The sequence below is a fragment of the Archangium lansingense genome (assembly GCF_026626635.1).
Lineage (GTDB): Bacteria > Myxococcota > Myxococcia > Myxococcales > Myxococcaceae > Archangium > Archangium lansingense.
Genome location: NZ_JAPNKA010000001.1, coordinates 11,586,546 through 11,600,763 on the forward strand (window position 1 = coordinate 11,586,546; position 14,218 = coordinate 11,600,763).

The following is a 14,218-nucleotide window of genomic DNA, read 5'->3' on the forward strand; positions in this document are numbered from 1 at the left end:
GAAGGACGCGTTCAGCGGCGATCGCGAGCCAGGTCCGCGAGGACGTGGCGGAGGTACCAGGACTCGGTCTTGCCGGGGTGCTTCTCCTGGAGGCGGGCCACGTGGCGCGTGAGGGATTCCTCGGCCTGGGCACGCGGGAGTTGGACGCTGCGGAAGTACTGATCCTTCAGTCGGCTGGCCTCGTTGCCACTCAGGAGCCAGTAGAGGACTCCGAGGCACAGCACTGCGCCGACCACCAGGATGACGATGTCCGTGTTGACGACTTCTTGATTCACGCGCCGGACCCTACCGCGAGTCTCGGCTCAGAACAGCTTCCACCACTTCTTCTTCGGCGGTTCGGAAGGCTTCTGCTCGCTGTCCGGGCTGGCCACCGGGGCCGCGGGAGCAGCCGCCGGAGCCACGGGAGCCTGGGCCGAAGCCTCGGGAGACACGGGCGCGGACACGGCGCCCCCTGCCTGCGTGGCCCCCTTCGTCCCCTTTCCACGAGGCGGCGGGGCGGGCCGGCGCCCGTAACGGGCCTCCAGCGCGCGGGCCTTCTGCTGCAGCGCCCTGCCCTTCACAGGGTCCACCATGGCCACGTAGTTGGCAAAGCCCACGGCGGAGGCGATGACATCCCCGCTGTTGCCCCAGCGCTTGCCCTCGGGCCCTGACTTCTCCAACTGGTGCAGCAGGGCGCGGAAGCGCTTGAGCGTCTCGCGGTCCACGCCGGGCTTGTCGTTGACGACGACGCCCGTCACTTCCTGCTGCCGGCCGCGGCGCAGCACGCGCGTCTTGTCGGGGTGCGGGGTGAAGTCCTCCTCGCTCACCAGCCAGCGCACGAAGCGCAGCAACTCGCCGACATCGTGCGGCCCGGGCCCGTGGGCGGAGAACGTGAGGTCATCCGCGTAGCGCGTGTAGACGAAGCCCAGCTTGTGCGCCGCACCCGCGAGCCTCCGGTCCAACCGTCGGCAGAGGATGTTCGTCAGCGCGGGCGAGGTGGGCGCGCCCTGGGGCAGCCGCCGCCCGCCCTGGGCGACGAAGTAGCGCTGCCCGTCCAGCTCCACTTCCTCCACATCGGGCTCGGTGCACAGCAGCGAGAGCACCGTGGCGGTGGCCTCGCTGTAGCCCAGCTTCGCGAAGACACCCTTCACCCGCGGGTACAGCACCGAGGGAAAGAAGTCCTTCAAATCCAGGTTCACGACCACGCCCGCGCCCACGTGGGGCCGGGCGTTGGTGACGATGGAGCGGGCCGCACGGAAGCCGTGGGCCGCGTCGTGCACGGGCACCTTCGCGAGGATGTTCCCCAACACCCAGGCCTGCGCCGCCTTCAGCCGGGGCAGGGGCGCGGAAATGAGCCGGGTGCCGCCTGTCTTCTTGGGCAGCAGGAAGCGCACGTAGTTGCTGGTGGTGGACGCGGTGCGCGTGAAGCACAGCGCCCGGACCTTCCCCACGCTCAATCCCAGCGCCTGCGCCAGCGCCTCCGGGGTGGCCAGCACGGGCAGCCCCAGGCGCGTGAGCTTCGCCTCGTCCGTTGCGCGCTCACTCAGGCCACCGGACACGCCCCGGCCCAGGAAGAGCAGCTCCTTGCCCTTGCGCTCCTTCCACGCCGCGGCGCGCGCCAGCCGCTCGCGCTCGCGCCGCTCCTTCGTCTCCTGCTGCTTGCGCCGACTCTCCTCCAGCCGCCGCTTGCGCAGCTCGCGCTTCATCGCCTCCAGGTTGCCGAGCCGGGTCTGCTCGGTGGTGAGCGCGCGAATCTCCCCTTGCAGCTCGTTGCGGCGGTGGATGACGTCCGCCGGGTCTCCGGGCTGACCGCTGCGGGCCGGCCAGAAGCCCAGGCGCACCATCTCCTCCAGGACAACCTCGTCCTTGGAACCAGCGCGGATGCGGTCGTACAGCTCCTGTCGGTTACGCGGAGGCTGGGAGGACATGGCGGGCCTGAAGAGAAAGGGAGAGTCCGTCCACGCGGCGGTCAGAGAGCACCTTCGTACTGCTCTCGGGACTGGACCGTCTCAACTCAAGCGGTACCCCCTCCCTGTGGCGCGCAGGACCTACGAGGTCGACAGCGCTGCCGCCACAGGGAGGGAGGTACCGCACAGTAAAGAGCGGGCCAGTGATGCATGACAGGCCATGAGGCATGGACGGCGAAACACCGTCCGGGTTGCAAGGTACTGCCCCCTGACCGCCGCGTGCGCGAACCCTCCCCTTTCTCATGTACGAGACACCCGTGAGTGCTGGAGCCGCAGCGCGAGCAGGTGCTCGCACGGCCCCCGGAACAACTTGTTCTGCTGGAAGAAGTTGCACGTGCACTCACCGAAAACCATACGCTGGTCCGCGTCGAGCCGCAAAGAGGGACGAAGCACCTTCGCGCCATCCTTCACCGTGCCGCTCAATTCCACCGAGCCCTCCGCCCCGGGCCGGGTCTTCACGTCCACCGCCCGGGCGTCCAGGAAGCGCGTGGCACGCTCCTCCCGCTCGTTGGAGAAGCGCAGCTTGTCCATGGGCAGGGGCTCGCGGCTCAGCTCACGCGCCCGGTACACGCCCTTGTTCAGGTCCCAGATGGCCCGCCCCGCCTGCGTCCAGGCCGACAGCGCGCCGAGCACCGCGCCCCGCTCCAGCCCCAGCTTCGAGGCCAGCGCCTCGGGCTTCGCGGACCACGTCTCCTTGAGCGCATCGAAGACACGGCGGCGGGTGAACTCATCCACCTGTCCGCGAGGCGCCAGCAGGTCGAAGTTGCCCGCGGTGGACCAGTCGTTGGCCGTCCACCCGGACAGGCCCAGGGTAAAGGACAGGTCCCCCAGGTCCGCCACGTAGAAGGACGGCAGCCCCGTGCCCAGCAGGTGCACGGTGAAGTTCTTCGCCACGGGGATGAGCCGCTCCAGCACGCCCAGACGCCGACGGCCCCACACGCGAATGTCGTGCGTGCCCTCGCCTTCGTACACCGAGCGCCGGCACACCACCTCCGTGCCCCACGGCTCGAACACCACCTTCACCGGCTGCCCCGGCGCCAGCTTGTAGCGCATGGAGCGCGGCCCCTTCTTCTCCTTGTGCCGCTTGAGGATGAAGAGGAAGTTGTGCACGTCCATGGGGTGCAGCGTGAAGCGCACCGCTGGCAGCGCCATTGCCGAGTTCACCTGCAGGAAGCCGCGCACCCACGAGTCCGGGAGGTCGATCTTCACCTCCTTGTACGCCGTGTCCGTGCCCGTCTGCGTGGTGAAGCCGCTCGGGTCCACCTCGAAGCGCGTGCGCTTGTAGGACCGAATCTTCTGGAACTCGTCGTACAGCGGCGACGAGTAGTCGATGTTGGTGGTGCCGCAGGAGAACTCGCCAACGTTCTGGAACACCTCGTAGCTGGCACCGAGCCGGCCGTAGCTGGACTCGTCCTGGCTGAAGCACTCGAAGAAGCACTCGTCCGGGTGGACGGTGATGACGGGGTCCAGCACGAACCAGAAGTCGCGGTTCTTCTCGTAGAGGTAGCGGTAGTAGCGCGCGCGGGCCTCATAGAAGGGGCCCATGCGGCGAGAGATCTCCTTCTCCAGCTCGGCGAGCTCCTCGCGCAGGGCCTTGAGACGGGTGGCCACGGACTGACGCTGCGCGGCGATGGCCGCCAGGTCCACCTGCTCCTGCTGCGCCGCCCAGAGCTTGTAGGCCGTCTTGTCCTTGGGCTTGAAGCGCAGGTCCGACACCACCACGTCATGGAGGGCGGAGATGGCCTCACGGAAGGCCACGTTCTGGCGCAGCTCGCCGGAGAAGAAGGTGGGCGGCCGCTTGACGTCCGGCGCGAAGGACAGCGCGGTGCTGTCTCCCCGGTTCTGCACCGTGGTGCTGCCCGCGTACGAATACTCAAAGTGCACGGCGGACCTCCACCGGGCGGACGAGGAAGGGCATGGGGAGCGACGGCTGCGCCTTGGAGATGGAGAGCATCGCCTCCAGCGCGGCGGCACGATGCTCTATAGCAATGGTAGCTGACATCCGGTGCAGCACCTCCAGGGCCACGCGGCCACTGGCCTCGCTGCCGCGGCCCTCGCGCTGGAGGAAGCCCAGCACACGCTGGCGCGCGACACGACCCTTGTTCACCTGGCTCAGCACGCGGATGAAGTACGGCGCGAGCTGCGTCACCAGCTCCGGCTTGCCGCTCGCGAAGCGGTCCAGGTAGGTGGTGGCGAAGAGCTGCACGCTGGGGGTGGGGTGCTCGGACAGCCGCAGCAACAGCTCGGGACCGTCCTCCTCGCGGAAGGAGCGCGTGAGCATCTCCCGCCCGAAGGCCTGCACGTCCTTGCGGATGCTGTCCGCCACGGAGACGAGCACCTCCAGGGAGAAATCCTCCGGGGCGAAGCGCTCGCGGAAGTAGCGGAAGCCAAAGGCCCGAGCATCGTCCCAGCGCGAGTCCAGCAGGCCCACTGCCGTGGCCAGCTCCGCGCGCACCTCGGGGACCTGGGACTCCAGCCAGCGCCAGGCCCACTCACGCACGGCCAGCACGTCGTGCCCGGCAAGCTTCACCGCACGCGGCACATCCACCGTCAGCACCGCACCATGACGGGCAAGCAGCGCTGCACCCACGTTCTGCGCGTCACCGTCCTCGGAATCGAGCAGCCGCCACGCCGTCTCCACCGGCAGCGCGGCCAGGGCAGGAGCAAGCTCTCCGGAGAGGAGCGCGGCCACATGGGCGGGAATGCCCTCCGGCAGACGGCGGCGCAACAGGGCAGCCAGCAGGGACTCCACGGCTCGGGCCCCTGCGGAGGGGCTCGCGGCCACGAGCCGTCCGAGCAGCGGGCGCACCGCGGCGCGCACGTCCGGCACAGGACTGGTGGCCAGGCGGATGAGGAGTTCCTCTTGGGCAAGCAGCGTGGCCTCGGACTCGGCGAGGAGCGCGAGCAGCCGCAGGCCCAAGGCCCGGAGCGGCGCATGCTCCGACTGAACGAGGAGGAGGAGCAGCTCATCCGGCACGGGCTCGGTGCGCAGGTCGCGGCGCAGGAGCAGCTCGCCACCCAGCTCCTGCACCTCGGGCACCGGGTGGGCGAGCAGGTCGCGCACCACGTCCAGCCCCACTGCGCGGGAAGAAGGCCCCAGCGCGGCGAGCACCACGCGGGCCACGTCCGAGGCGATGGGGCCATCCTCCTTCGCCTTCAGCTGCAGCAGCGCCGCCACCAGCCGGCCCACGAGCGTCCGAGACGCCTGCTCGGAGAGCACGGAGCCACGCACCAGGTTGGCGGCGTAGGCACGAGTGTCCGCGTGCCGCGCGGTGGCCAGCCCGGCGACGAAGCCGGAGTCCTCAATGAGGACATGGCGCAGCTCGTCCATCCAGCGGAAGGCCTGCTGACGGGCGGGAGCATAGGAGGAGCGCGCCACCGCGAGCAGCAGGGCCCGGGGCTCGCGCCGCGCATCCAGCCGCTGCAATGCCAGCTCGAAGCCGAGGCGCGCGGTGGACTCGTAGGGGCGCTCCAGCAGCATGGCCACCGCGTCCACGTCCAGCTGCGCGAGGAAGTCCGGGCAGGCGCGCAGCGCGCGGGAGGCGAAGTCGTGCACCGGGGCGCACTGGCTCTCGTCCAGCAGGTGCAGCAGGCCCGCCGGGGTGCGCTCCCACAGCTTGGGGAAGGCCTCCTCGCGAACCTCGGGCGCCCGCGCTCCGGGGTAGTAGGAGCCCTTGCAGCGGAAGAGGAGCGGGTTCTCCACCGGCTCGTAGCGCTGGCTGTGGCGGTGCAGCAGGTGATTGAAGGCCCAGTAGGGCCACCATGCGTCCCACTGCTGCACGTAGCGGCCCCAGCCGGTGGTGCGGGGGCTGGCGGCGTCCGAGTCGCTGAAGGCGAGCAGCACGCCCACCGCCATCTTCACGAACTCCGGGCTTTCCAACTCGCCCAGGCGGCGCAGCGTGCGCCACACCCGGCGCCGGAGGTACTTGCGCGTCTCCAGGGTGTAGGCGCGTGGCCGGCTGCTTCCGAGCGTGCGCTCCTTCTCGTAGCGCCAGGCGATGAGGCCGAACACCTCGCCGTCGTAGCGGTACTCGGCCACCTTGAAGAGGTGGCGCAACACCTTCACCGATTGCAGGTTGAAGGGCACGGTGCGCAGCACGCGCAGGAAGGCAGGCCGCACTGCCTCCGAGTTCACCAGGTAGAGGGGCTCGAGGACATTGAGCGCGTCTGGCTTCCCAGAGGCGAGGTGCGCATCGAGCGCCTTGCCGAAAGCCTCCACGTTCCCTGCCTGGACCGGCTCGCGCAGCGCGGGGGGCAGCTTCTCCAGCACGTCCCGGCGAAAGTCAGCGCGGGTGGCCTCGTCGGAGAGTTGCAGCAGCGCCTCGGTGGCGATGCGGCGCACCATGTCCGGCGTGGAGGCGTCCCCATAGAGCCGCCCGAGCGCGGACACAGACGCCTCGGAGCCCAGACGCCCCAGGGCCGCGGCGACGCTGTAGGCACGCAGGGGCGTGGCGCGCTCCAACAGGGGCAGCAGCAGAGGCTCGGCGGCGCGCAGCCGCAGCTCACCCGCGCGCCAGATGACACGCTCCAGGGAGCGAGGCTGGGCACGCACATTGGCGCGGCGGAACCACTGCCGGGCCGTGGACTCCTGCTGAAGCTGCGACAGGATGGCGCTCTCCCGAGGCGACAGACCGGCCGGGGCCTCCACCCTCGGAGGCGGCGGGGCCGCGGGAGCCCGGGGCGCAAGCGGCGGCACAGGCGTACCGGGCGCGCCACCTCGCACATAACCCGAGTCCAGCTTGGACTGGACGAGCTTGTCGAAGACGCGCTTGGCCTCGGCCTGGGGCACGGGCACGGGCGTCTTCGAGCCATCCTTCAGCGCGGTGCCCCTCCGCCCATAGCGGAAGTTGACCACGCACTGGCCCGGGGAGACCTCCAAGAGGTCCACCTCGTACACCTTGTCGCTCTTCCCTTCCTGGAAGAGCAGCGCCACCTGCTCGAGCAGTTTCACGTCAGCTCACCAGCCTGCGGATGTCGCCATAGGCGCGGTAGAAGCCACCGCGCGAGGACTCACGGACGCCTTCCACGACGTAGCGTCCGCCCGCCTCGCGGATGTCCTTGGGGAACTGCACGTACCAGTCGGAGCGGTAGCCGGGAGACACCACGCGCACGCGCAGGTTGGCTCCATCCTGGTAGCACTCCACGACGACACCGGAGCCCGCCTCGCGCGTCGTCTCCACGGTACCAGTGGGGACGGCGGCCACGGGCGTGGGGGCCTGGATGCTGCGGGCCTGCGGCACCGAGCCGGACTGCGCGGCCTGGATGGCCTTCTCGCTCGCGTCGATGCAGGCGAGCACGCCCTCGGTGGTGACGAGGTAGAGCCGATCCTGGAAGAACTGCATGGAGAAGGCCGAGCCGCACCCGGTGGACAGCTTCCAGAGCCGCTGGCCCTTGTCGTCGAAGCAGTAGACGCTGGACATGTTGTCGCCAGCGAAGACGTAGCGGCCGTCATCCACCGCGGCGCAGGAGAACACGGCCGCGTCGCACTGCATGACGGGCCCCACGTCGCCCTTCTTGCTGAAGCGGTGCACGAAGCCCAGGTTGGTGCAGGCGTAGAGCGAGGACTCCTCCTGCCAGCCGAACATGACGTTGCCCTGGGTGGGGCGGTGCCAGATTTCGCGGCCGTCCTCCCAGTCGTACATGGTCAAGCCGCGCGCATGGCCGTGGTACATGCCCAGCTCGTCGCAGCGGACCATCCACCCGTGGGTGCCCACGCTCTGCTTCGTCCACTGGGACTCGTCCTCGTGGTTGATGGCGGTGAGCTTGCCGCCCGCGTCGGACACGCCGAGGACACCGTCCTTGATGTCCAGCCAGTAGATGTCCACGTCGTCGGAGATGTTGTACGCGACGCGCGGCACCTTGCCGCCGAGGTCATAGACCCGGCCGTCGTCGCACCCGGCGTAGAGCCATTGGTCATCGGCGACGATGCACTTCACGCCATCGGGGAGGCGGAACTGGGAGAGCGAGCGGCCCTCGTGGTCCACCGAGTAGATGGAGCCGCTCTCGTTGCCCACCCAGCAGCGCGAATCGTCCACGAAGATGCCGAAGGCGCGGTCGCCAGAGTTGAACTTCCAGAGGAGCGGGGCCTGGGTCGCGTTGGAGCGGCCGCTGGTGATTTCCCGGCGGGTGACCGAGCGCTTCTGGCGCATGCCCATGACGGCGGGGGCATAGCCCTTGCGGACCTTCTCGTTGATCTTCTTCCGGGCCTCGGCGAGCGCCTTGTCCGGGGTCGGGAACTGGGAGACCTGCGTCTGGCCCTTGTCGCCGATGCGGCCATAGCGGACGGTGAGGGAGTTCCCCTCCACCTTCACCTCGTAGAACTTGTGCGAGCCGCCACCATCCTCTGACAGCTCCAGGTACGTCCGTTCCTCGGCCATTCTCAGGTCCCCCTGCTGACGCAGTACGTGCAGAGTAGTCCGAGGTACCGACATCGCGGAAGCCTTGACTCCGAACCAGCCCGGACAAGAGGATCGCCGCCTGGCCGGTACCACCGCATCGAGGAGGCGGAATGCGCACCAAGTGTTACTGGCTGGTCCTGCTACCGCTGCTCGGAAACGCCCTGGGATGTGCGGGCAACAACCCCGACGTCCGGGTGCGACGCCTGCCAGACGGACGCCTTCAAGTGGATGGCCCGCTAGCGGGCCCTTACGACACCTTGGAGGAGTTGGCCGAAAAGTCCTGCGACATCATGACCCGTCAACCCGGTGCCGCCAATGGGCCCTATGGATTCGAGTATTGTGCCCTGTATTACTACGCACGGGAAGAAAACGCATACTTCCTCAGCTACCTCTCCGACATTCGAGGCAGTTGGGATCCCTTGGTCAAGAGTTGCACCCTACCCAACAGTCTCAACGACCCAGCCCACTCGAACATCGTTCTCTTGGGAGGGACACATACCCATCCAAACAACCGGGAGTTCTCTCCACGAGACCTGAGTGCCGCCGCACACTGGAAACCCGTGAGGTTCTTCGACACGAGCACGGGGAAGGTGTGGGATCGCCACCTCATGGTCTTCTTCAGAGAGAAGACCGGCGAATGCAGAGCCTACAGCTACAACAACTCCACGCGCATCGTTTCAGCCTTGCGCAAGGGGACGTGGGTGCCCATTGGCGAGGTTTACCATGAACTGGGCTACATCCGCCTATACGAAGGCAAGGACTGGCTTCCTTGAGCAGTCCTTCATCGGTCTTCGAGCCTCGTATTCTACTCAACATGGGATGATATGAAACGCCTCCTCCCCTGCATCCTCCTGTGCTCCTGGGCTCTTTCGGGCTGTGTGCTGCTCGAACGATTCGGGTATCACAAATACCACAAGGCGGAGATGGCTCCTCCAGAGGAGGCAGCCCAGATCAAATTCCCAAACACCTACCAAGATGGCGTCCGCCTCGATGGGGCCATGTTGAAGGCTCTCTCGGTAGCCATGAACGACTACCTTCCACCGTACATCAAGGCCGAGGACCAGCAAGGTCCCGAGTTCCAGTGTCTCGCACGCTGGGACACGTATCGGACGGTCGTGACGCAGGCCAACGAGAATCTCTTCTTCGTGCTGCTCTCCCCGGATCTATCCAAATGTGCTCCCGGCTTCATCGTTCCGGATGCGGGAGCGGAGTACGCCATCGACGGACAAGGACGTATTCTCTCGAAGCGGTAGCGGAACTTCATCTGGAGGAAAGCAGGCCATGTCTCATGACTCATCCTCGCGGTATATGCAAAAATATGGCCTGCCACAGCCCCTAGTTGGCTCGACTGGTTCTTCAAGAGTTGTCTTGAGGAAGCCGGGCTTCAGGTCTTGAGCCCTGAGCTTGACAGAACATCCCAAGGCGACACGTTAGGGCTCGTCACGCGCAAGTTGAGGTAACCTCAAGCCTGCTTGGGCGGTACTTCGCAGACCGCCTACCGAACCAATAAGTATACGGTCCTGGTGCACCAGCTCGGTGCCCCCATGTATGCTCGGCCGCCATCATGGCCACACCGCTGTACGTCGGCATCGATCTCGGGACCACCAACTCCACCGCGGCGGCCTTCGATGGGGAGAAGCTCACCCTCATCCGCAACGCCCAGGGCGCCAATCTGACGCCCTCGGTGGTACGCATCGACGCGCGGGGCGCTGTCACCGTTGGAGACCGGGCCCGCCGCCTCATCGACACGGACCCGCAGAACACCCGCTCCGAGTTCAAGCGCCTCATGGGCACCTCCCAGGCCCTCGAGTTCGCCGCCGCCAGGCTCTCCAAGAAGCCCGAGGAGCTCGCCGCCGAGGTCCTCAAGTCCCTCCGCAAGGACGTGGAGCAGCAGCTCGGCGTGGCCCCCTCGTGCGCTGTCATCTCCGTGCCCGCCCTCTTCGAGCTCCCCCAGAGCGCCGCCACCTCCGAGGCCGCTCGCCTCGCCGGCTTCTCCCGCGTGGAGCTCATCCAAGAGCCCGTCGCCTCCGCGCTCGCCGCCGGCTGGAGCGCCGACTCGGACGAGGGCAGCTGGCTCGTCTATGACCTCGGCGGCGGCACCTTCGACGTGTCCCTCCTCGAGACGCGCGATGGCCTGCTGCGCGTGGTCGGCCATGACGGCGACAACTTCCTCGGTGGCCGCGACTTCGACCAGGCCATCGTCGACGCCGTGCTCGCCGAACTCCTGAGCACCCAAGGCATCGACATCCGTCGCGCGGACCCTCGCCACGCCACCGCCCTGCGCAAGCTGAAGCGCGCGGTGGAGGAAGCGAAGATCGAGCTGTCCCGCACCGACGAGCTTCCCCTCCTGGTGCCCGGTGCCTTCGAGACCGACAGCGGCCCGGTGGACGTGGACGTGCTTCTCACCCGCTCCCGCGTGGAGGCTGCCTGCGCCCCCATGGTGCAGCGCTCCATCAACGTCTGCCTGCGGCTGCTGGCCTCGCATGGCCTGGAGCCCTCGCAGCTCGGCAAGGTGGTGCTGGTGGGCGGCCCCACCGCCATGCCCTTCCTCCGCGCCCAGGTGCAGGCCGCGCTGGGTGCTCCCTTTGCCAACGGGCTGGACCCGATGACGCTCGTGGCCCAGGGCGCCGCTCTCTACGCTGCCTCTTCCGGGCTCGATGGCCGCCCTGCCGCCTCCAGCGCCCAGCCTCCGCCCTCCGGCCGCAAGGTGTGGCTCCAGTACCCGGCCATGAGCTCGGACCTGTCACCGCACGTGGTGGGCCGACTGGTAGAGGGAGACTCCGGCCCCAAGCCCACCCAGGTCCGGCTCGTCCGGACGGACGGAGCCTGGAGCAGCCCCGAGTCCCCGCTCTCCGCCGAAGGCGCCTTCGTCCTCTCCGTAGAGCTCATCCCGCGCAAGCCCAACACCTTCCGCATCGAGGGCCTCGGCGCTGACGGCAAGCCCGTTCCCCTATCGCCCGCCTCGTTCACCATCGTCCAGGGCCTCACCCTGAGCGATCCACCCCTGTCGCGCAGCATCGGCGTGGCGCTCGCCAACAACGCCGTGCGCGTCTACTTCGAGCGCGGCGCTCCCCTCCCCGCTCGCCGCACCTTCCGTCAGCGCACCGTGGAGGCCGTGGCTCGTGGCTCCACCGGCAACGTCCTGCGCATCCCCATCATCCAAGGCGAGCTCGAGTGGGCCCACCTGTGCCGGCTCGTGGGCGCGCTGGAGATTCGCGGAGACCAGCTCAAAGCCTCGCTGCCCGCCGACGCCGAGGTGGAGCTGACGCTGGAGCTGGACCGCGGCGGCCGGCTATCGGCCCGCGCATTGGTGCCCGCCTTGGGCCAGGTGTTCGAGCAGGTGGCCCAGCTCCAGGTGCCGGACGCCACGCCCGAGTCGCTCCAGGAGGGCCTCACCGCCGCCCGCGAGCGGCTGTCCCTGCTGCGCTCCTCGGCCTTCCAACGCGGCTCCCCCAGGGTGGTGGCCAGTCTGTCCAACGCCGACCTGGCACTCGCGGAGATCGAGCGAGACGTGGAGGCGGCACGTGGAGGGGACGCGGACGCGGGGCAGAAGGCCCGACGCGGACTGCTGGACCTGGACGCGCAGCTGGAGCAGGCGGAATCGGGCCTGCGCTGGCCGGAGTTGGAAGAGACGGTCCGCGAGGAGCTCGCGGTCGCATCCTCCTGGGTGGCGCAGTTCGGCACCCCCGCGGAGCAGAAGCTGCTCGACGAGGCCATGAAGGCCTGCGAGCGGGCACGCGCCGGACGTCAGGCGGTGGAGCTGCAGCGGCACCTGCGCAGCATCCGCAAGCTGGGCAACGCGGCCTTCTTCCGTCATCCGTCCGCGTGGGAGTGGCAGTTCGACTCCGCCGCCAGCCGCGTGTCCGAGGCCTCCGACGTGGCCCGGGCAGAGGAGTTGGTGCAGCGGGGCCGGCGCGCCCTGGAGCAGCAACGCCGCGACGAGCTGCGCCAGGTGGTGGAGCAGCTCTGGCGGCTGCTGCCGGAGGACGCGAAGGAGCGCCGGCTGGCACACGACTCGGGGGTCCGATGAGCCTCTCGGAGAAGGACGTCTTCGCCCGGCTCAAGGAGAACGCCTTCTACGTACTGGGCCTGCGCCCCTCCTGCACCCGCATGGAGGTGGAGCGAGAGGGCCAGAAGCTGCTCGCCATGCTGGAGCTAAGACTCTCCGAGGCCGCGCACTACGACACGCCCGTGGGCCGCATGCCGCGCACCGCCGAGCTCGTCCGCGCCGCCATGGCTACCCTGAGAGACCCCACCACCCGGCTCCAGCACGCGCTCTGGGCACAGCTTCCCCCGGCGCCTCCGACGGCCCAAGCCCCCGCGAGGGAGGAGCCCGCCCCCTGGCCCGAGGCGCCAGTGCGGCTCGGCTGGAGGAGACAGGGATGATCCCCTTCGGAGCCATCATCGGCGTCATCATCGCGCTCCGGCTATTGAACGGGAACCAGGGCGGGCAGCAGCAGGCGGATCCCTACGGAACGAAGGCGGGCTATCTCGCCCTCACCGTCCTCCTCATCCTCCCGGCAACGCTGTTCACCTTGTTCGGGCTCCTCAATGGCGTGTGGTTCTTCGCGCCGTTCTTCCTGTTGGGACTCGCCCTGTGCTTTCCCTGGACCATTGCCCGCTGCGTGTTCATCCCGCTGGGCTGGCCACGCGCGGCGTACCGCTTCGGCTACCTGGCCATGGCGAGTTGGGGATCGGACCCTCGGGGTGGACAGGCGCTCGCCGCCGCCTGGGCACTCCTACGCACCCGGAATCCTTCTCCCGAGGACCGGGCCTTCGTCGAGACGAAGCTGGAGGAGGCGGACAGCTCGCTACGGGGCGCCGGTATCGTCGCCCACGGGCTGATGGCCGCCGCGCGCGGAGACCTGGAGACGGCACGGGTCCTGTGCCGCAGCGTGAGCATCCTGGACCAACGGATCGCGCCCCGGCTCGCCCGGAAGCTGGCGTTGGAGTGGTGCCTCGCCGACACCGCCGCGCAGGGACGGTGGCGCGACGTGCTCGAGCTCTCCGAGCGTGGCACCGGCTCCTACTCGTTCGCCGCCTTCTTCCGCGCCGCAGCCCGACGCCTGTTGGCCGAGCCTCGCGCGGGCAGGTTCATCCTCGGGGTGTGGTGGGTGCTCGCCCGCCGCTGGTGGGCCACCTGGCCCTTGCTGAAGCTCGCGTGGCGGCCCCCTCCCCGTCGTTTCGCTCTCCCAGAGCTGGATGCTGGTGAGCCCCAGGCGGCGGAGCCCCTGGGACGCGCGCTGGAGTTGCACGCGGCCCTCTCTCGGGTGCCCGTGGGACAAGAGGTGCTGGCGCTCTCCGCCGCGGCGGTCGCGTGGGACGAGGCGCTGTCCTCTCGGAAGGTAAGAGACCTCACGGCGGAGCGTGCGCAGGGGTTGGGGCCCCATACCGGAACCGAGGCGCTGGACGCGCTCGGAGTGGAGGTCTCCGAGGAGCTGGCGGCCTGGGCCCTGGCCCGGGAGGTGAAGCTCGCACAGCTCGAGCCCGGCAGCGACATGGTCGAGCGCGTGGCATACCGGGTGCGCAACGAGCTCCTCGAACGTGTGGAGTCCGCGGCCCAGGACATGGAGAATCGGCTGGCGGAGCGGCGGCCCCTGGCCAGCGAGGAGGAGTGGCGACACATCCTGGCCCTCCAGCACCAGTGCACCCAGGCCGCGTCCATCGGCGGGCTCGAGGCACGACGACTCGCCTTCGAGGCGGTGAACGTTCCCTTGTGCAACCTGGGCGTGTGGCTCTTCAACGAGCGCGAGGAGAAGGCCATCGCGAACGGGATGTTCCGGTGGCTGCTCGACGAGTCGCGCGCGGTGGGCACCGACGAGGATTGCCGTCGTTACCAGAACAACGTGGGCTGCGGACCGTAGCAATCCCTGC

10 protein-coding genes are annotated in these 14,218 nt (G+C 68.7%); 5 read left to right on the plus strand and 5 right to left on the minus strand.

What is annotated here, in order from left to right; genetic code table 11:
• Nucleotides 1–11: 11 nt before the first annotated feature.
• From OV287_RS46290 to OV287_RS46310, 5 genes are all read right to left on the minus strand, one after another.
• A complete protein-coding gene (locus tag OV287_RS46290; protein WP_267540466.1) occupies nt 12–275 on the minus strand; it encodes a hypothetical protein in 264 nt (87 codons plus the stop codon).
• A 27-nt stretch (nt 276–302) separates the two neighbouring features.
• The gene (locus OV287_RS46295; protein WP_267540467.1) at nt 303–1,907 is read right to left on the minus strand and encodes a reverse transcriptase family protein; all 1,605 of its coding nucleotides are present in this window, start codon (nt 1,905–1,907) and stop codon (nt 303–305) included.
• 279 nt (nt 1,908–2,186) lie between these two features.
• Entirely contained in the window at nt 2,187–3,830 is a 1,644-nt protein-coding gene (locus OV287_RS46300; RefSeq protein WP_267540468.1) for an SWIM zinc finger family protein, read from the minus strand.
• Nucleotides 3,820–6,897 (minus strand): hypothetical protein, encoded by a 3,078-nt coding sequence (locus OV287_RS46305; protein WP_267540469.1) that lies wholly within the window; start codon nt 6,895–6,897, stop codon nt 3,820–3,822. Before OV287_RS46305 ends, OV287_RS46300 begins: the two co-directional genes overlap by 11 nt.
• Before the next feature lies 1 nt (nt 6,898).
• Nucleotides 6,899–8,323 carry a WGR domain-containing protein gene (locus tag OV287_RS46310; protein ID WP_267540470.1) on the minus strand — a complete coding sequence of 475 codons (1,425 nt, stop codon included), beginning with the start codon at nt 8,321–8,323 and terminating at the stop codon, nt 6,899–6,901.
• 131 nt (nt 8,324–8,454) lie between these two features.
• On the opposite strand from OV287_RS46310, the gene OV287_RS46315 reads away from it, so the two are divergent.
• The 5 genes from OV287_RS46315 to OV287_RS46335 all read left to right on the plus strand — a co-directional run bounded on the left by OV287_RS46315 (nt 8,455) and on the right by OV287_RS46335 (nt 14,208).
• The gene (locus OV287_RS46315) at nt 8,455–9,117 is read left to right on the plus strand and encodes a hypothetical protein (protein ID WP_267540471.1); all 663 of its coding nucleotides are present in this window, start codon (nt 8,455–8,457) and stop codon (nt 9,115–9,117) included.
• 249 nt (nt 9,118–9,366) lie between these two features.
• The gene (locus OV287_RS46320) at nt 9,367–9,597 is read left to right on the plus strand and encodes a hypothetical protein (RefSeq protein ID WP_267540472.1); all 231 of its coding nucleotides are present in this window, start codon (nt 9,367–9,369) and stop codon (nt 9,595–9,597) included.
• 311 nt (nt 9,598–9,908) lie between these two features.
• A complete protein-coding gene (locus OV287_RS46325; protein ID WP_267540473.1) occupies nt 9,909–12,374 on the plus strand; it encodes an Hsp70 family protein in 2,466 nt (821 codons plus the stop codon).
• The gene (locus OV287_RS46330; RefSeq protein ID WP_267540474.1) at nt 12,371–12,730 is read left to right on the plus strand and encodes a hypothetical protein; all 360 of its coding nucleotides are present in this window, start codon (nt 12,371–12,373) and stop codon (nt 12,728–12,730) included. Before OV287_RS46325 ends, OV287_RS46330 begins: the two co-directional genes overlap by 4 nt.
• Complete coding sequence (locus OV287_RS46335) at nt 12,727–14,208, plus strand: hypothetical protein (protein ID WP_267540475.1); 1,482 nt, start codon at nt 12,727–12,729, stop codon at nt 14,206–14,208. Before OV287_RS46330 ends, OV287_RS46335 begins: the two co-directional genes overlap by 4 nt.
• The last annotated feature ends 10 nt before the right edge of the window (nt 14,209–14,218 follow it).

Excerpts from the sequence above, each read along its gene's own strand:
- OV287_RS46310 (WP_267540470.1), bottom strand. The coding sequence starts at position 8,323 with ATGGCCGAGGAACGGACGTACCTGGAGCTGTCAGAGGATGGTGGCGGC.
- OV287_RS46320 (WP_267540472.1), top strand. The coding sequence starts at position 9,367 with ATGAACGACTACCTTCCACCGTACATCAAGGCCGAGGACCAGCAAGGT.
- OV287_RS46315 (WP_267540471.1), top strand. The coding sequence starts at position 8,455 with ATGCGCACCAAGTGTTACTGGCTGGTCCTGCTACCGCTGCTCGGAAAC.
- OV287_RS46295 (WP_267540467.1), bottom strand. The coding sequence starts at position 1,907 with ATGTCCTCCCAGCCTCCGCGTAACCGACAGGAGCTGTACGACCGCATC.
- OV287_RS46325 (WP_267540473.1), top strand. The coding sequence starts at position 9,909 with ATGGCCACACCGCTGTACGTCGGCATCGATCTCGGGACCACCAACTCC.
- OV287_RS46330 (WP_267540474.1), top strand. The coding sequence starts at position 12,371 with ATGAGCCTCTCGGAGAAGGACGTCTTCGCCCGGCTCAAGGAGAACGCC.
- OV287_RS46335 (WP_267540475.1), top strand. The coding sequence starts at position 12,727 with ATGATCCCCTTCGGAGCCATCATCGGCGTCATCATCGCGCTCCGGCTA.